This is a genomic window from Ectobacillus funiculus, from assembly GCF_004138295.1.
Classification (GTDB): Bacteria; Bacillota; Bacilli; order Bacillales; family Bacillaceae_G; genus Ectobacillus; species Ectobacillus funiculus.
In genome coordinates this window covers 139,178-158,137 of the sequence record NZ_SCFM01000009.1, presented here as the reverse complement: position 1 = coordinate 158,137, position 18,960 = coordinate 139,178, and the positions used below count along the sequence as shown (strand labels likewise).

The window sequence follows — 18,960 nt, the reverse complement described above, 5'->3', positions numbered from 1 at the left end:
GTGCATACGAAAGCTCTCACAGTCGGCTACTGGCAGACTGCAGGCTAACATGTATAAAACAAAAAACGCCAGATCCTTATAGCAAAACAGGACCTGGCGTAAGCAGCATATGTACATGATGCAACACGTCTAAAAACTTCCCCACGCTGGTACGAACCAGATCAGGTCCAAAGGGTTAAGAAGCATATCGCGCTTCCCTCTCAGCCTCGCACATGAGGCACCCCTAGTATCACTTATAAATTTAATTTACACCCTTATTATACAGAAAGCAGTGGAAAAATAAAGCATTTTCTGAATATATTTTTCGAACGGGGACAGTGGACACGTCCCGCCCTTGCTTCCGCAGCAAAACAGCCCGCATGTAAAGCGCGCAGCTTAGTAGCTGCTTTATGGAAGCTTTCTGCGTGTTCTCCCTGACGCAAGGCGCTTCTTTCCTATTATTATAAATGCAGCCTTTCCTTGCAATAAGATCCACTTATCGTCTGCTTCTCTTTGATCGAAACATCCGTTTCCGTTTTGTATTCAATGTATCAAGTATAATATGAAGAGCGCTTGTCGTGAAAATCCCCAGCACCGCCGCACCAAGCACCGGCTTATGCGCACGGACAAGCCCTGGTAGTGCACCGTCTAATATTTGCACATTTAATATGTATAGAAACGGAAGAAAAATCACAAATAAATACAGTAGCCGAATCAAATCTCCAAGCACAATTGTATGTGTGAGGAAGGATCGGTGCGGCATGACAGCTCGATATGGGCGCCAAATGATGCGCAGCGGTCCCCAATTTCGATACGCTGAACTGACAGTATCTAAATCCGGCGTCAAAAAGTATGTGCCAAACACAAATCCTCCCGCAAACCACAGTAAAAAACCCCAGCTCGTCATCCCGTATGAAATGAGCAAACAAATAACAACGGGCAGACTTAATAAATTGAATCTTGTATGTGTTCTTCCTGATGGCATCTAAATTTCCCCTCACCTATCTACTGGCAAGCTTACTTTTCTTCGCTTGCTTCTTCTATTTTACGATCAATCTGGGAAGTGTCGGCATCTGAGCCAAACCATTGCGCAAGCTTAGCCTTCGCCTTTTGCTTCACTTCCTCATCAACATACTCGGCAGATTGCAGCAGCGCCGCGCTCAATACACCTAGATCATCCGTATACCCAAGACCGGCCATGATATCTGGAATCGCATCAACAGGTGCAATGAAATAAGCCAACGCTCCAACAATTGTGAACTTTACCCGCTTTGGAACATCTGGCCGCTGCAGGACATAAAACAAAAGCAAGCCCGTATACACCACGAAATGACCAGCCTTCTTTGCAGCTCCCTTCGTCTTATCCCAAAATGCTTCTACGGAAAATTTTTGTTCCATCTGAAAACCTCCAATCTCGTTCCCCATACTTTTTATTATATGGAGCAATATGATTTTTCTCAAAATTACCCATCAATCCGCTGTAATTGTAAACATTCCTTCTAAGCGCCAAACTAAATAAGCATGTTATATTTAATTGTTGACGAGCATATAAACGTAGTGATAAAGTTTTGTGTGATTGATGTAAATCATTTGTAAAAATTTTCAACCTATTATATAGTTTCTAAACAACCATGTTTATAGTATAATACAAAAATGACATTTGATAAAATTCCCATATCCCATATAAATTAGGAAAAACCGGGAATGACGCAATAGGAACGTAATTGCCCACTTTACATTGAGCATGCTTATGCCTCCTTGAAAAGACACACAATGCGAATCCATTGCGGAACTCCTTTTTTCTTTTTGTATAAAAGGCTATGTAAGGTGAGAAAGAGAAAGGGTGAGGGTGAATGAAGGAATCCCTGAAAGCACAATTCCAAAACGCCAAATTTACTTTATTAGCTGCTCTGTTCATATGGCTCAAAACCTATATCGTCACTCGTGTAAGCTTTGACCTAAAATTAGAGTCACCGATGCAGGAGTTTATTTTGTTTATTAGTCCGCTTGCATCGTCCTTGCTGCTAGTTGGCTTATCACTGTTTCTGACAGGCAAAAGGCGCAACTATATGGCAATCTTTATGGACTTCCTTTTAACAGTTATTTTAATTGGAAACGTAATGTTTTACGGCTTCTTTAATGACTTTGTGACACTGCCTGTTTTAATGCAAACGTCCAACTTCGGAAGCCTTGGTTCTAGTATAAAGGAATTATTCAACTACAAAATTTTATTAATGTTTGCAGATATTTTCTTCCTATTATACATAGCTAGGAAGGCACGCAGCTCTGTACGTGTCGAACGATTGAGCCGTCCATTTAAAGCATTGTATTTTCTTGTAACAGCTGCAGTATTCTTAGTGAATCTTGGACTTGCTGAAATGGAGCGTCCCGAATTGCTAACGCGTTCCTTCGACCGTGTTATGCTTGTCAAAAACTTAGGATTATATGTGCATCAGGTATATGATTTAGGCTTACAAGCAAGATCAAGCTCACAAAAAGCTTTCGCTGATGGCAGCAAGCTTCAGGAAACAGAAAACTATGTGAAAGCAAATGCTGTACATTCGGATCCCGCATTATTCGGCAGTGCAAAAGGAAAGAATGTAATTATAGTATCTCTTGAATCAACACAATCCTTCTTACTTGGAGCAAAGGTAAATGGACAGGAGGTTACTCCATTCCTGAACCAATTTATGAAGGAGAGCTATTATTTTGAAAACTTCTTCCACCAAACGGGTCAGGGTAAAACGTCCGATGCAGAGTTTTTAATTGATAACTCCCTTTATCCATTAGACCGCGGTGCTGTATACTTTACGCATTCAAATAATGAATTTGTAGCAACACCAGAAATATTGCGTCAGCAAGGCTACTATACAGCAGTATTTCATGCGAATAATGCAACGTTCTGGAACCGTAACATGATGTATCCGGCATTAGGATATGACCGTTACTTCAACGAATTAGATTATAAAACTACGCCAGAAACAAAAATTGGCTGGGGTTTAAAAGATATCGAATACTTTGATCAATCTGTTGAGATGTTAAAAACAATCAAGCAGCCGTTCTATACTCGCTTCCTGACGTTAACGAACCACTATCCGTTTACGTACAGTGATGACATGAAAATGATTGAGCCATTTAATTCTGGTGACGGCGTCTTGGACCGTTATTTTGTAACAGCTCGCTATCTGGATGAAGCATTAAAGAACTTTGTTGAGAAATTAAAAGCTGAAGGTCTTTATGACAACTCAATCCTTGTGTTCTACGGCGACCATTACGGTATTTCTGAAAACCATGACAAAGCCATGGCACAATTCCTAGGCAAAGAAGAAATTACGACATTTGACCATGTGAACCTACAGCGCACACCGCTATTCATTCACGTTCCAGGTCAAACAGAAGGAAAAACAATTTCTGCTCCTGCTGGTCAAGTGGATGTAAAGCCGACGATTTTAAGCTTACTTGGCGTTGATACATCAAACGATATCGAGTTTGGCCATGACTTATTTGCGCCAGATCGTAAACCATTTGTTGTATTCCGTGATGGTAACTTCGTAACAGACAAGTATTACTACTACGAAAACACATTCTACGACCGCAACACTGGTGAAATAGTAACAGTTCCTGCAGCAGAAGCAAAAGCACTCACTGACCGTGCGCAAAATGAATTACGCATGTCGGATACGATTATTTCAGGTGACTTGCTTCGATTCTTTGATGGAAATAAGATCAAGACCGGAACTGTGAAAACAGCTATTAAAGAAGCAGAAAAAGAAGAATAAGCAAAAAGGCGGATTGATTCATCCGCCTTTTTTATTATATATGTACTTCGCTTTTGATTACGGTACATTATGTCCGAGAGAGCTAATATAAATCCGGAACCACTGCTGACGGCTGAGTGTAAGCTTTACTGCCTGCGCAGCTGTACGGACGCGTTCTATTTTCCCGGATCCTACGATTGGCATCATCTTTGCCGGATGCGCCAATAACCAGGCATACATTACCTCATCGATGGAGTCCGCACCGATCTCCTCTTTTATTTCTTCTAAAGTGTTCTTAACCCGCGATGCCCGTTCTGTTGCAGCAGAGAAAATGCTTCCGCCAGCAAGCGGTGACCATGCCATTGGTGCAATGCGCTTCTCCTGGCATTTCTCAATCGTCCCTTTTTCAAAATGCTCAAATTGCATAACCGAAATTTCCAACTGATTGGTTACAAGCGGCATGCTAAGGTAAGAAGCAAGCATCTCCATTTGTGACGGCAAGAAGTTAGAAACACCAAATTCAAGCACCTTTCCCTCCTGCTTGAGCTGAGCAAATGCCTCTGCTACCTCTGCCGGGTCCATAAACGGATCTGGACGGTGGATCAAAAGCGTGTCCACATAATCTGTTCCGAAATGGCGCAGCGAATTTTCCACACTTCGGATGATATGCTCTTTGCTTGTATCATAATGATTCACGAGATGCTCAGGATATGCAGCCGAACGAAGCTTAATGCCACATTTTGTGACAATTTGCATCGCGGAACGCAAAGCTGGCTTCTCACGTAATGCTTGACCAAACAAAGCCTCACAGCTATAATCGCCATAAATGTCTGCATGGTCAAAGGTGGTAATCCCCATCTCCAGACATTCCTCAATCAATCGAAGCAGCTCCTGCTTGTCCATCCCCCATTCCCGCAGCCGCCACATCCCGTGCACAATCCGGGAAAATGATACCTGTTCTGAAAGCTGTACTGTTTGCATATGTATAGTCCCCTCTCTATTAAAGACTTCTGTTCTATTATAACAAAATATGTCTGCTGTTCTTGCAGCAAAAACCCGCTTCCCTCTTCATTCCTACAAAAGCTTCACATTCAATTTACAGTAGCTTTATATTTATAGCCTATACTAAACCTGTCTAGATGATGTTCCTAGCATGAACCCTCTTTATGCGGCGGTGTATCGACACGGCGCACAACGTTTCTCGTTGAAACGTTGTTTTTTTTGTGACAAATAAGCAGGATTCTTAAAAAAAATGCCTAATTGTATTCAAAAGAGCCTTATTTCATCCTAACGCAAATAGAAATGGGGAGAAAATACATATGAGCTACGAACCAATTGTATTATTCGAAGAACAATTTGTAGATACGAGACAAGCAAAGCCTTCTATTGACATGGAGGAACGCGGTTTGCAGTTTGGTGATGGTGTGTATGAGGTAATCCGATTATATGAAGGTACATTTCACTTATTAGGGCCTCATTTAGCACGCTTATACCGTTCCATGGAGGAAATTGAACTTATCCCTCATTTTTCAAAAGCACTGCTTGTGAAGTGGTTATACGAGCTAGTGGAGCATAACGAATTTACCAAAAATGGCAATGTCTATTTACAGGTAACACGCGGCGTTCAATCCCGCAGCCACGCATATGCTGCAAACACTAAGCCGACGCTCTATGCATACCTCACGAAAAAGGAACGCCCAACTGATGAGATGCTCCGTGGTATTCACGCTTGTACAGAGCAGGATATCCGTTGGCTTCGCTGCGATATTAAATCGCTCAATTTGCTTCCCAATGTTATGGCAAAAACAAATGCGGAACGAAAAAACTGCCAGGAGGCCCTGCTCGTTCGGAGCGGCATTGTTACGGAAGGAAGCAGTTCAAACTGCTTTATCGTCAAAAACGGAACACTCTATACCCACCCTGCCAATCACCTGATTTTAAATGGGATCGTCCGGCAATACATCCTCTCCCTCGCCGTAAAGCTTGGTATCTCTGTACGGGAGGAAGTATTTAGCGTCCGGGATGTGCTGCAGGCAGATGAATGCTTTATTACCGGAACAACATCGGAAATTACCCCGGTCACGCATCTTGATGGTACTGCGATCTCTCACGGGATTGTTGGTCGAGTTACAAGGCAGCTGCAAACAAGCTTCCAAGAAAGCCTGCCTGGGGATCGAATTGCCTTTCAATTATAAGGCCGCCTACAGCGGCCTTTTTTACACCTTAAAAAAGGTGTAAATTTCTCACTACGTCGAATGGTCTCCCAGCTAGAAATTTATACTTTCTTACAGTGTTAACAAAGCTACAAGCTCCTATCATTTATAGAGCTTCCCACAGTGCAACTCAAAAAGCCTCCCCCTCCTTTCCTATCACCAGCTCATTTCTCATATACGGATTAAAGAATAAACATTGACAGTACTACGTATCCAATTTAAGATTTTTAACGTTGGTAAATTTTACATCAACTGAATTTTATAAAAGAGAGGATACGAAGAAAATGAAGAAAGTTCTCGGCAGCATAGCCGCCCTGTCTGCCTTAGGAGCCACAGCGGCTATTGACCATGCAGAAGCATCGGCGTCAGAGCCATCCACACCAAGTGAGACAAGCGTTGCCCACCACACGGTAGAAGCAGATGCCCTCCGCGTGCGTACTGGTCCTAGCACCTCCCATGGCATACTTGGCCTTGTAAGAGAAGGGCAGGAGCTAGAAGTCACAGGTGAACAGCAAGGCTGGTATGAAATTGATTATAATGGGGAAACGGCATATGTAAGTAAGGATTATGTTAGCAGCACCTCCTATACTGTTAATGTATCATCATTGCGTGTTCGCGTCGGTCCTAGCAACGCTCACCCTGTTATCGGATATGTTCAAAAGGGACAAGAGGTTACGGTAGTATCAGAACTGGAGCATTGGTATAAAATTAACTTTAACGGACAAACAGCATATGTAGGTAAGGATTATATTTCTGCTGGAAGCGACAGCCAAGCAGAAACAAGTTCCCCTGTCACTGTGCAACAAGACGGTACATACGTTGTAGATGCTGCCTCCTTGCGTGTCAGAACAGGAGCTGGGACCTACCACCCTATCATCGGCGGTGTCGTGGAAGGACAATCATTGCAGGTAACCGGCGTAGAAAACGGCTGGTATCAAGTCACATATAAGGGTGCAACAGGTTATGTTAGCAGTGAATATGTCCGCTTTGTACAAAGTGGTACAAATGTTGAAAATACTGTAGCTGCAGCCCCTGCGGCGCCAACAACGCAAAGCCTTTATGTAGACACGGCTTCCTTAAACGTCCGAAGCGGGGCGGGTGCACAATATGGAGTACTAGGAAGCGTGAAGCAAGGACAAAAGCTTGAAGTATCCAATGAACAAAACGGCTTCTTCCAAATTAGCTATAATGGACAAACTGGCTATGTTGCAAAAGCATATCTTTCTGAAACACCGGTAGCAGCTGCAGCCCCTGCGGCGCCAACAACGCAAAGCCTTTATGTAGACACGGCTTCCTTAAACGTCCGAAGCGGAGCAGGTTCACAATATGGAGTACTAGGAAGCGTGAAGCAAGGACAAAAGCTTGAAGTATCCAATGAACAAAACGGCTTCTTTCAAATTAGCTATAATGGACAAACTGGCTATGTTGCAAAAGCATATCTTTCCGAAACACCAGTAGCAGCTGCAGCTCCTGCAACTCCTGCGCCTGCACCTGCTCCATCTACAGCGGTGAATACAGCATCTACAGCTGGATCGAATAATGCAGCATCACTGCTGTCTTATGCAAAATCATTAGTTGGCATACCTTATGTCTGGGGCGGAACAACTCCAGCGGGATTTGATTGCAGCGGCTTTGTTTATCACGTTTACCATAAGTTCAATAGTTCATTTGGACGTACTAGCACAGCAGGTTATTGGAGCAGCCTAACTAAGACAACAAACCCACAGCCTGGTGATCTTGTTTTCTTCCAAAACACCTATACTGCTGGTCCTTCTCATATGGGAATTTACCTTGGGGGCGGCAGCTTTATCCAAGCTGGAGATTCCGGCGTTGCCATCAGTTCTCTCAGCAACCCATATTGGCAGCAGCATTTCTTAGGTTATGCAAAAGCGAACTAACAACAGTTTGTGCGATTTGTATATTACTATATCAATTATTTGAATTACAAATCTATTACTCTAGGAGAGAAAATAGATACCCATTTGTACGCATATTAAGAAAGGCAAAAGAATGTTTTCCAGCAATAGGACGTTCTTTTCCTTTTGTTTCATAATTTATTTTAAGGACGGGAGCAGACCATGAGAGCTATACAATGCTCAAACGGGAAATCGTTTCTCGTCTTTAAAAAGAAAAATTGCCGACTGGCGAGCCCTACTTATACTTTATTCCTAAAATTTCTCACTACGTCGAATTGTCTTCTAGCTAGAAATTGACACGTTATTAAAATGTAAAGAAAAATTGTAGTAGATACACTGGAAAATCGACGCACAATCATTATTCTAAAAAAATTCAACCCCCATCATGCGGAATAAAATCGTTTTTTCACTCTATATCAATGCAAAACAAAAAAGAATACGATAATCCCCTCGATTATCGCATCCTTTTTGTTGTGTGTGGTTATTACCTTAAAAATATGCCGATCTCTTCATCCCCATAAAGAAAACAGCCGCTGTGGAATTTAAATCCTTAGTAACAGAAGGAAGTTCTTTCCCCTATTACTGCTCTAAACAGTATATTGAATCATACCCCGCTCTGTTTGAAAACGCTTCCGATTACTAATATAATACATTTTTCATAAAGAATCAACCTATTTTTCCACAAACAGACAGTTTAATCCATTGTTTTTGTTGTACTTTTAAAAGTATAAATTTTCAGCTAGAAGCATCTTGATAAATCAAGGAATTTTGGGAATAAATCACAAATAGAAACTACCTTATTCTATATCGACATTTACAGAAGATATTCGATTTATTTCTCAGGAAATAGACATGTTCGTCTGTTACATTCCATTTTTCGATAACGCTTACAAAACCCTTATTCCGCCAAGGTCCGACACCTATTTCCCCATTTTTTATACATTACAGAATGTTACATTGATATTACAGAAACTTTTTAGTTATGTAATTTTTCATTTTGCTAGTATAAAAGTTGCTATAATAATAGCAACTTAAACAACGGGCAACGGGGGAAATTATGAAGAAATTATTTGGCATGACAGCAGCTGCACTTTGTAGTCTTGGTTTTTTTGCATCTTCGGCGGATGCTGCAACAGTTGTAACAGCAAGTGCACTAAATGTTCGACAACAACCAACGACAAGCTCTGCTGTTGTGGGAAAAGTAACGAACGGACAATCTTTAAATGTAACACAACGCCTGAACGGCTGGCTTCAAATTCAATATAACGGAAAAACTGCTTACGTGAGCACGGCATATACAAAGGAAACTAGCAGCACTGCTCCTGCTCCTACAGGCCAATTATATCACGTAAGTGCGGACGTCTTAAATGTACGTACTGGTCCTGGAACAGGCTATGGTGTTCTTGCACAGCTTCGTAAAGGAGCAGCTGTACATGTACTGGCTGATGCAGGAAATAGCTGGATGAAGGTTAACTATAACGGGCAAACCGCTTACGTATTTAGACCATACATAACGCCTGCAGCACCTGTAGCACCTGCTGTTGCCAAGGAATTTTATGCAGAAGCAACTGCTTATACACCATGGGAATCAACAACGGGCATTACCGCTACTGGCTACAATGTGAAGGCAAACCCGAATGTGAAGCTTATTGCAGTTGATCCAAAGGTAATTCCACTTGGCTCAAAGGTATGGGTGGAAGGCTATGGTGATGCGATTGCAGGTGACACGGGCGGTGTGATTAAAGGCAATAGAATTGACGTTTTAATGCCAACAACACAACAAGCTCTGCAATGGGGCCGCAAAACAGTAAAAGTGAAAGTCTACCAATAAAGCATGAAACTATAAAGAAGTCTGCTTCTCTCATGGAGAAATAGACTTCTTTTTTGTCTATAATGAAAGAAGACCCGCCGAATTGGCAGCGAGCCAGAAATTTATGCTTTCTTAAAGCATTAAGAAAAACACAAACAGTCGCTTAGTCCCGACATGCAAACAACAAATAGAAACGGAGGATTTGTAATGAACATACACGTAAAGCCAGACTGGATTGGCACCCCTCGCCGCTATCATGATGAGCAGAATGAGGTTGTTGCTATCGACTTTTCATTAGCAGATAATGATAACCGCTATAGACTTATCATTAGGACAAGCAGCACTGGTGTGCAATACGAATGTAAACAATACGGTGTGAAGCCTGGAGCACAGAAGCCATACCCGATTGATATTCCATTTACAAATGAGATGATGCCGCTCGTTGAGGCGATTCTACAGGATCCTTACGTCAAAGCATGCCTCTAATTTGCTTCCTTGATGCTGGCCTTTGGAATGATGAACAAGTCGAGTCTCAGCGCCTAAAATTCTCATAATTCAAAAATTGGGCTATAATGAGTAGATGGAATTCTTTTTTGTACGGAGGGATTGTATGCTTCAGCATTCACTAGAAAAAGAAGATGTGTTATCGATGGCCGACACGATGATTGCAGAGCTGGATCCGAAGGCAGAATCGGATCGCTCCCTCATGGCAAAGGGGCTGCAGCTGTATCGGGAAGGCCGTGTATATAATGTTTCATTCAACGGCTTTGTGCTAGAAGGAACTGTAGAAGACGAAACCGGTGTGTATGATTCAGCTCTTCCCACCAACGATGCAGCAGAAGGCTCCTGTGACTGCTTTGAAATTGACTATTGCGAGCATCAGGCTGCTGTTTTGTTTTATGCTGCATCAAGCTTTGGACAAGTAGGAGAGATTTCAAAGCGGTTTAAGAATAAAGGAAAGCCTGCTCAGCCTCAGCTAAAAACAGCAAAGCAGCTGCTTCAGGCATCAACATTTGATGAGCTTGATTTTGATAGCTGGCTTCGTTATTTTGATCGGGAATTTACAAGCTTTAAAGCAGAACAAAATAAATATTCATATCGAAAAATGTACTATCTCATGAGCATCTTTGAAGATTTTTATATGAAGCTGTTGAAAAAAGCGCCGCGCTCCGCTGCGCTGCGTGAGCTGTTTGAGCTTAGTGCTGCGCTTTTTTCCTTTGAGCGTTTGCTTGAAGCGGCAGAGCAATATGCGGCAGAACAAACCTACTCCTACTTCAGCCCAACTGCAGTGGCGCACCGCTTTATTGACGAAGTTGAAATGCATATTGAAAAAATAAAAACCACTGCCTTTCCGCTTGCATTTGAGCCGCTCTTAAAACGAACAAGTGATCTAGTACATTCCTTGTTCTTTTCGCATACTCTTTGCCTGCAGGAGCGCTTCTTTTTGTATCGCTATCTTTGGACAGACGTATTGAATCAATCAGACTGGCTTCTAGAAGAGCAAACAAAGCTGGAGGCAACAGAGCCCTCTCTTCTTCGGTCACTTGCCCTGTCACATGTCCTCTTTCTCTACCAAAAGGATACAGAAGCAATGGAGCTGCTAGAAGCAGAGTCGGATATGCTTGTCGGCTTTTATTTCTACTGGGTTGAGGAATTGTGTGCCGAACTGCAGTGGGACCGCGTCGAGCACTGGCTCTCGTTTTCATATAAGAAGCTCAAGCAATATTTGGCCAGAGCTGAAGACCAGTTTTTACAGAACGACATTGTCCGGCTGTTTCTCTCCTCCTACGAGTATTATGTGAATCACACAAACGACACTGGCGGATTTGAAACTATTTTGCAGGAGCTGCTTCCGTACAGCCTACGGCAATACGAAACATACCTAATTGCAAGAGGGCAATACCGTACATGGGCAGAGCTCCGGATGTTCGTCGGCTTTGAAACGCTCGAAGGCTTAAGAGAAGCATTAAAGGATGTAGAAAAAGAAGACCGTGAAGCAGTTCTTCCTTTATATCATCAGGGGGTAATCGATGCCATCGGAATGAAAAACAGGCAGGCCTATAAGCTGGCTGTTCGCTATCTGAAAAAATTACGTACTCACTACAAGAAATTGAAGCGAACGGAAGAATGGAATGTCTACATCACACAGCTTGCAGCTTCATTCTCCCGCTTGCGGGCATTTCAAGAAGAATTGAAGAAAGGAAAATTGCTCGATGAAACCTGAAATTACACTACGTCTAACAGGGGTAGGAAAAGCATGGTTTTTGTGGGGAGAGGATGAAACAGGAGCTCCCGTGTCGCGTTCCTCTTGGCTTCGTCATGCTTTTGCATGGCATACCTCATCATTTTACGGAACATTTCTGCAGGAAGAGTGCTATAAAGGACGCGAAGGTTTTATCCTAACCGCTGTTCAAGCACTTGAATATACAGCAAAGCGCCCGGCGAACTCCTTCGCTCCCTTACGCTACGGCCTGGATGCCTGGATGCCTGAAAGTGCTGCGCAGGAAGCATGGAGTGACTACAAGGAAGGACTCTTCCTACCGGACATGGAGCATTGGGCAAACGAGCCAATTTGGAAGCCGGCACACGCCCTGGTCAACGGTTCGATGCTTGCACAATTATTTTCCGATGCGGTCAATGAAACACTGCACATGGAGGCCTTGCCAAGCGAGGAGTGGGAAAAAGCAAAACGGCTGTATAACCACCGTGAATTCTCCCTCAAGCAGCTGCTCGCTGCCGCAGATGAAGAGGATTGGCTTCGCAAAATTGGCTATATCGAGGATGATACACCGTTTACCATCAGTCTCCGCCTGCTAGAGCCCCATGAAGACGGGGAAATGTGGCATCTGGAAACAGTCCTTGTTCCAAAAAGGGGGGCAAAGCGCTCATATGTATACGAGAATGCCGCTTCGCTCCCAAAACGCTGGCAAGGCCATGAAGACCGCATTCAAAACGCATATGAAGGCTGGGGAAAGCTCGTTCCGTGGCTGCTGGAGAATGGAGTATGGCGCCATGAGCTATTTGAGGAAGAAGCATGGCGCTTCTTAACAGAGGCAAGCAATGAACTATTGGCGGCTGGTGTGGATATTTTGCTGCCGTCCTGGTGGCAGGCGCTCGCCCAAAATGGCTTCTCGCTTCGGGCCAAGGTAAAAAGCGACACTGCACACAGCGGTCAATCCTTCTTTGGCATCAATACGCTTGTTAATTTCGATTGGCGCATCTCCACAAACGGCATCGAGCTGTCAGAGGAGGAATTCCGCCAGCTTGTCGAACAAAATCGCAGACTGATTAATATTAATGGACAATGGATTAAGCTGGACCCAGCATTTATCGAACAGGTAAAGAAGCTGATGGACAAAGCGGACCGCTATGGTTTACAAATGAAAGATTTGCTGCAGCAGGAGCTGCTTCGCGCCGATGCCGAGCTCGTGCAGGAGCTTGATGAGGATGATCCATTTTCTGAAATTGAAATTGAGCTGGATGATTATTATGAGGGCTTGCTGCACCGCTTAATAGAAATTGGTGAAGTGCCGCCGCTTTCGGTGTCAGAGCAGCTGCACGCCGAGCTACGGCCATATCAGCAAAAGGGCGTGGAATGGCTGCTATATTTGCGCGGCTTGGGATTCGGGGCGCTACTGGCTGATGATATGGGGCTAGGCAAGAGCATCCAAACCATTGCTTACTTTTTATACGCAAAAGAACATAGCTTAAGCCAAGGACCAGCGCTCATCGTTGCTCCAACCTCTGTGCTTGGAAACTGGCAAAGAGAGCTGGAACGCTTTGCGCCAAGCTTACGTGTTTCTCTTCATTACGGAAGCAACCGTCCAAAGGGCGATCAATTCTTGTCGTCTCTACAAGAAGCTGACGTCGTTCTCACATCCTACGCGTTAGCTAATCTAGATGAACAGGAGCTTGCTTCCTATACGTGGAGCAGCGTTGTCCTTGATGAGGCGCAGAATATTAAAAATGCGCAAACGAAGCAATCCCGCGCCGTTCGCCATCTGAACGCCCATCATAAGGTTGCACTGACAGGAACACCGATGGAAAACCGGCTTTCTGAGCTATGGGCCATTTTTGATTTTCTCAACCATGGCTATCTCGGCAGCTTGCCGCAGTTTCAGCGCCGCTTTGTAACACCGATTGAAAAAGATAACGATCATTCAAAAATTCAGCAGGTGCAGCGCCTCATTTCACCATTTTTGCTGCGCCGCACGAAGCAGGACCCAGATGTTGCGCTCAATTTGCCGGACAAGCAGGAGCAAAAGGAATATTGCCCGCTCACCGTCGAGCAAGCCTCTTTATATGAGCAGCTCGTTCAAGATACACTCTCTCATATCCAAACGCTCTCGGGCATTGAACGACGCGGCTTTATTTTGCTGATGCTCAATAAGCTCAAGCAAATTTGCAATCACCCTGCGCTATACCTAAAGGAAGCAGAGCCGCATGATGTGATTGAACGCTCAGAAAAAATGCAAAAGCTGCTGGAGCTTGTAGACAATATTCAGGATCGTAATGAAAGCTGCCTGATCTTCACGCAATACATCCGCATGGGCGATATGCTGAAGCAGCTCATCGAAGAAGCAACAGGAGAACGGGTTCTCTTTCTAAACGGCAGCGTTCGGAAGACAGAACGCGACAACATGATTGAACAGTTTCAAAATGGGCATTATAAGTTTTTCATTCTCTCATTAAAGGCAGGCGGCATTGGTCTGAACCTAACAGCTGCCAATCATGTGATCCACTACGACCGCTGGTGGAATCCTGCTGTAGAAAACCAAGCAACCGACCGCGCCTACCGCATTGGCCAAAAGCGATTTGTACACGTGCATAAAATGATTACGACCGGAACCTTAGAAGAAAAAATTGATGAAATGCTCGACCGAAAGCAATCGCTCAATGATGCCATTATTACAAGCGACAACTGGATTACAGAGCTAACAACAGATGAATTGAAGGAGTTATTAGGAGTGTAGCATGATGCAGCACTCCTTTTTCTTGTGCTGCTAATAGCTTTTGATATACTCCCCTTTCAGATACTTCATTTATGCTTATAAGACACGAATTCCTCCTAATCTGAAGGAGTTATGTAAAATCATGACGAATTATTTACACATAGATAGATATAAGTTCAAGTATGAAAATAAAAATCAGAATTTTTCGACATCTAAATATAGAAAACTCGCCGATTGGCAAACCCTGCCCTTGGATGAAGACAGAGGAGTGGTTGCCCTTATACTGTATTCCTAACATTTCTCGCTACGTCGAATAGTCTTCCAGCTAGAGATTTATACGCTTTTACAGCGCAAACTACCGCGCTATGCTTGCTCTGCTCTACATTTATACATAAGAAATGGTTGACACATTTGAAAATCCTGATATTTTTCAACAGCCTCAAATTTCAAAATAACACGTCCTATTCATAAGGAGGAGAACAAATGCAAACTTCAACTATTCAAGCAACTGCCACATTAACAATGGACGGCTTCTTTGTACCAGCCGGGGCAAGCAGAAAAGCAAGGTTTGGAAAGAAACCAAAGAGAAAAATCTTTAAACTAGAGGGGATCCAATTAAAATTTATCAGCACAAGCTTTCTACAAAGAACGAAGAATAGCAACAAAAAGCCAGTTTTAAGAAGAGCGCTGACAGGATTTGTGTTCGTGAGTGGACTTTTGGTATATACTCATTCAGAAGCTTGTGAATGCGGAATGGATATTGCTTATCAGGTTCAGCCTGGGGACTCACCGAGCAAATTAGCGTCTTATTATCAGGAACTCTCTTGGCAGAGGGTCTTAGATGTGAACCAAGACAAATTGAACAAAAAAGGGCAGCTCGTTGCCGGAACGGTTATCACCCTGCCGCCAGCTGAGAAACTCAAAGTAAACGGAAGTAATTATATTACACAACACCAGGTTGATCCTGATTCGTTATACATACCAGCAAGTCAAGAAACGGCAGTAACCCCTACTGCAAGTCCAATGATACAACAGCAGGCTCAACAACCTATCGCAAGTCCTGTAAATGCTACAAAGAAGACCATTCTTGATGTTAGCATCAAAAAGGGAGAAACGGTTAGCGAACTAGCCTCATTTTATAATGCGACACTGCAAGACATTGCAGCCGCTAATCCAGGACTTAACCTAAACAAGGTTAGAGCCAACCAGATTATTAAAATTCCTTCTGATGTCACAGTAGTCGTTGCCATTTGTTTAGGGGCAGGTGACGATACAGTTGCGTTTTCACCTCTAAATGGCGGAGAAACACTCGAATTAATCCCTTCACGACAAGGGATAGACTATACAAACGAATACTATAATAAAATTGTTGAAATCAGCTATACGGGCGACACACTAATTGGCATAAGATGAGACTAGTAAAGAACACCCGCTAATTGGCGAGGACGGTGCTGTAGTTGCACTCGTAGAGTAGAGGACTGATTTCTCGAGACAGCCCTTGGGCTGCCTCAACGCTCTGATAAAAAAGGCCTATTTATAGGCCTTTTTCTAGTAAACAGGTCTGCATGAAAATAACCAATGAGAACCCTAGATCCTTTCTTTCAAGGAAACCTCGATTATTAGTAAGGTTTTTACTCCTGCTATCTTCTAAAGTTTCTTTTAATCATAAAAAGGGAGAGAAATCGTTCTTTATTTACTACAAAAACTGTATTTGCAGCATCTCTGCCCCTCTAGCTTAATAAAAAATGGTGTTTTGACATAAAAAACATAATATTCTCTTCTCTAAGTTTCTACTCAAAGCATTTATCAAATAAGATTCCATATTAACTTTAACCACCCAAAGAATGAAATCCATAGTAGAACACTCAAAGGGGCCCCACACATTAAACCAATTAAGAAATTCCCTTGCTCTTCCATGTAAACTCACTCCTTAACAGGCTTTGTTAATTAATTACAATTTTTAACTGTGTACATCAATCATATATGAAAACGTTTCCAATGTATATATTTTTTACAAAGTAGAATGCCTATATTACAAAATCCGTATTTATTTAAAACATAAATACTTTATTTTCAGCAACGCCCATATATAAACCATGAATCTACTCATCTACAATAACCAATTTTTATTAAAGGTTTATCTATATTTTATAAAATGAAAATGAAAACATTATGAGATTTTTATCAGATCTCCCTGTCTACATCCCCTCCCCATAATGGAAAAAGAGAGCTATGTAGCTCCCTTCAAAAACATTAATATAAAAATTACTCTACCTGACTTTCCCTAGACGTTTCAGACGCTCACCTTACTTCCTTTAATAATACCTTCCGTCTTCTTGATCCTTAAAAACGGATATACCAAACCATTTTAATGGCGTCCAGACTTGCTTCAAATACAAGGCTCGCATTTTACCATCTCCCAATTGGTAAATTTAGTAAAATAAGATCTATTTTATTAAACTCTTCCTTTTTAAATACCTCTAGAGTAACCAATTTTCATTAAAGATTTTTTGTTTATTTTCTATAAAGTCAAAATGAAAATATTATGAAAGTCTTCCCAGCTATCCCTTTGTATACTCTCTTTACTCAAAAGAAAAGAACAACCACGGAGCTATTCTTAAAATATGTCTATATAACAAAGAACCGAAACCGTATTTGTTTAAATTTAAATCTTTTCACTTCATACTAGTTTAATCTAAAGTTAAGTGTGAGTTATAATCGGGAAGAAGAAAGGGGCATCGTATGCTATGACTTACATTATAAAACTTATTTACGGATTCATTCTTCCGCCGGGGGGCTTCGTAACCTTATTAGTTCTTTTGAGTATTTGGCTATACCGACGGGAAAAATTAGTAGCTAAAGTGTTATTTATTATAACGTTACTTCTTTACATATCTGTAATCCCTTTAACTGGGAATATCCTCACCCAAACATTAGAGCAACGTCATACACCGCCTTCTCAAGTGGATGGAGATGTCATTGTGATGCTAGGGGGTGGAGCTACACCCGATTCACCAGATATCGATGGGAAAGGTCAACTTTCTGGTAATGGAGCCAATCGACTACTAACTACTATTAGACTTTACAATCAAACAAGATTACCTATTATCCTCTCGGGTGGTCAGGTATTTACAAATTACGGAAATGAGGCTAATATCGCTAAACGCCAACTCATTAGCCTAGGAGTACCCGAAGAGAAAATTATCCTTGAAAACAAGAGTATTAACACTGAACAGAACGCCAAATTTACAAAGCAATTATTGAAAAAACATAAATGGCACAAACCTATTTTGGTCACATCGGCCTTTCACATGGAACGGGCAGTAAGAAACTTTAACAATCTCGGGATTAGTGTACAACCCTATCCTACAGACTACCAATCGAGCCAAGATTTATCTATAGACCTAAATCAACTCACTCCTTCTCTCCAAACACCGTTATTTCTTGCAATCAAAGAATACGTAGGTATTGCAGCTTTATATTTGTAATTGTTGTATAGGAAAACTATGAGGGAGGAGATATCCCCTTAACTTCGAGGATTCTTAGGTGCTGTCTTCCAAGTTCTTCACACCGTCCATGGTCTTCACCCATATTCTCCGGGCTAGACTTTCATCAGCTAACAGACAATAGCTTAGCTGGGCGTTCAAAATATAAAAGAAACGCCCTGGTTCTCCCAGGGCGTTCCTTCTCCAAAGCATATTCCTTTTCTGTAGCTCCTATATACGGGCAGCTGAACCTCTACGCTTCAGTCTCATAAACAGCAACCGAGCTGCAAGTCCAAATGATCCTCCGACTGTATCTAAAACAGCATCCTGCCAAAGCGGCGTCCGATCCTTTGTAAACGACTGATGAACTTCATCAAATCCGGCATATGCAGCCGTTAACAGTAGCGCAAATATCACAGCCTGTCCCTTCCTCATGGAATAATGAGAAAGTGCACGATGCAGTAGAATAGCTAATACAAAGTATACAGAGAAGTGTGCACCCTTTCGTAAAAAGAACTCTAAAAAGCCTGGTACTCCTAAATGGGCAATGCTAACCTCATGCCCCACATAAGTAAAATCTACCCAAGAAAAATATTTCTCCACAGTATGCTCATCTACATATTGCGCAAATGTTGGTCTCATATCCTGCTTTTCGTATGGCTGCGAGGAAAAATAAAAAATCATCCCTATCCAAAGCAGCACTGGCAGCCATAGTTGCATCCATTTCTTCATTGCTAGTGTCCCTCCATCTCCCCCTCAGTGTACCATATATTTATAAAAAGCGGACATAGGGCACGTCTCTCTCTATAACAGGCAGGAAAACCAAATTTTTTCGCCGCTTAAGCCC

13 protein-coding genes and 1 riboswitch are annotated in these 18,960 nt (G+C 42.4%); of the genes, 9 read left to right on the top strand and 4 right to left on the bottom strand.

Going from position 1 to position 18,960, the window contains the following annotated elements; genetic code table 11:
- Window positions 1-121 precede the first annotated feature (121 nt).
- Window positions 122-235: riboswitch (TPP riboswitch) on the bottom strand.
- 240 nt (window positions 236-475) lie between these two features.
- Window positions 476-964, bottom strand: a complete 489-nt coding sequence (locus tag EP737_RS08915) for a metal-binding protein (protein WP_129727620.1) — start codon at window positions 962-964, stop codon at window positions 476-478.
- 32 nt (window positions 965-996) lie between these two features.
- A complete protein-coding gene (locus EP737_RS08910; RefSeq protein WP_129727619.1) occupies window positions 997-1,377 on the bottom strand; it encodes a YkvA family protein in 381 nt (126 codons plus the stop codon).
- 455 nt (window positions 1,378-1,832) lie between these two features.
- Between EP737_RS08910 and EP737_RS08905 the strand changes: the two genes are divergently transcribed.
- Window positions 1,833-3,758, top strand: a complete 1,926-nt coding sequence (locus EP737_RS08905) for an LTA synthase family protein (protein WP_129727618.1) — start codon at window positions 1,833-1,835, stop codon at window positions 3,756-3,758.
- Window positions 3,759-3,815: 57 nt separating this feature from the next.
- Here the strand turns inward: EP737_RS08905 and EP737_RS08900 are convergent, their stop codons facing one another.
- The gene (locus EP737_RS08900) at window positions 3,816-4,718 is read right to left on the bottom strand and encodes an aldo/keto reductase (protein ID WP_129727617.1); all 903 of its coding nucleotides are present in this window, start codon (window positions 4,716-4,718) and stop codon (window positions 3,816-3,818) included.
- 338 nt (window positions 4,719-5,056) lie between these two features.
- Between EP737_RS08900 and dat the strand changes: the two genes are divergently transcribed.
- The 8 genes from dat to EP737_RS08860 all read left to right on the top strand — a co-directional run bounded on the left by dat (window position 5,057) and on the right by EP737_RS08860 (window position 18,116).
- Window positions 5,057-5,932: a D-amino-acid transaminase gene (gene dat, locus EP737_RS08895; protein ID WP_129727616.1), complete on the top strand. Its 876-nt coding sequence runs from the start codon at window positions 5,057-5,059 to the stop codon at window positions 5,930-5,932.
- A gap of 302 nt (window positions 5,933-6,234) precedes the next feature.
- On the top strand, window positions 6,235-7,848 hold the full coding sequence (locus EP737_RS08890) for a C40 family peptidase (RefSeq protein ID WP_129727615.1): 1,614 nt from the start codon (window positions 6,235-6,237) through the stop codon (window positions 7,846-7,848).
- A 1,075-nt stretch (window positions 7,849-8,923) separates the two neighbouring features.
- On the top strand, window positions 8,924-9,697 hold the full coding sequence (locus EP737_RS08885; protein WP_129727614.1) for a 3D domain-containing protein: 774 nt from the start codon (window positions 8,924-8,926) through the stop codon (window positions 9,695-9,697).
- 186 nt (window positions 9,698-9,883) lie between these two features.
- On the top strand, window positions 9,884-10,162 hold the full coding sequence (locus tag EP737_RS08880; protein ID WP_129727613.1) for a DUF3910 family protein: 279 nt from the start codon (window positions 9,884-9,886) through the stop codon (window positions 10,160-10,162).
- A 124-nt stretch (window positions 10,163-10,286) separates the two neighbouring features.
- A complete protein-coding gene (locus EP737_RS08875) occupies window positions 10,287-11,900 on the top strand; it encodes an SWIM zinc finger family protein (protein ID WP_129727612.1) in 1,614 nt (537 codons plus the stop codon).
- Window positions 11,890-14,649, top strand: a complete 2,760-nt coding sequence (locus tag EP737_RS08870) for a DEAD/DEAH box helicase (protein ID WP_129727611.1) — start codon at window positions 11,890-11,892, stop codon at window positions 14,647-14,649. The genes EP737_RS08875 and EP737_RS08870 overlap by 11 nt, the downstream gene beginning before the upstream one ends.
- 462 nt (window positions 14,650-15,111) lie before the next feature.
- Window positions 15,112-16,041 carry a LysM peptidoglycan-binding domain-containing protein gene (locus tag EP737_RS08865; RefSeq protein WP_129727610.1) on the top strand — a complete coding sequence of 310 codons (930 nt, stop codon included), beginning with the start codon at window positions 15,112-15,114 and terminating at the stop codon, window positions 16,039-16,041.
- A gap of 1,334 nt (window positions 16,042-17,375) precedes the next feature.
- Complete coding sequence (locus tag EP737_RS08860) at window positions 17,376-18,116, top strand: YdcF family protein (protein ID WP_129727609.1); 741 nt, start codon at window positions 17,376-17,378, stop codon at window positions 18,114-18,116.
- 228 nt (window positions 18,117-18,344) lie between these two features.
- On the opposite strand, the gene EP737_RS08855 is transcribed toward EP737_RS08860, so the two are convergent.
- The gene (locus tag EP737_RS08855; protein WP_129727608.1) at window positions 18,345-18,845 is read right to left on the bottom strand and encodes a VanZ family protein; all 501 of its coding nucleotides are present in this window, start codon (window positions 18,843-18,845) and stop codon (window positions 18,345-18,347) included.
- Between the last annotated feature and the right edge of the window lie 115 nt (window positions 18,846-18,960).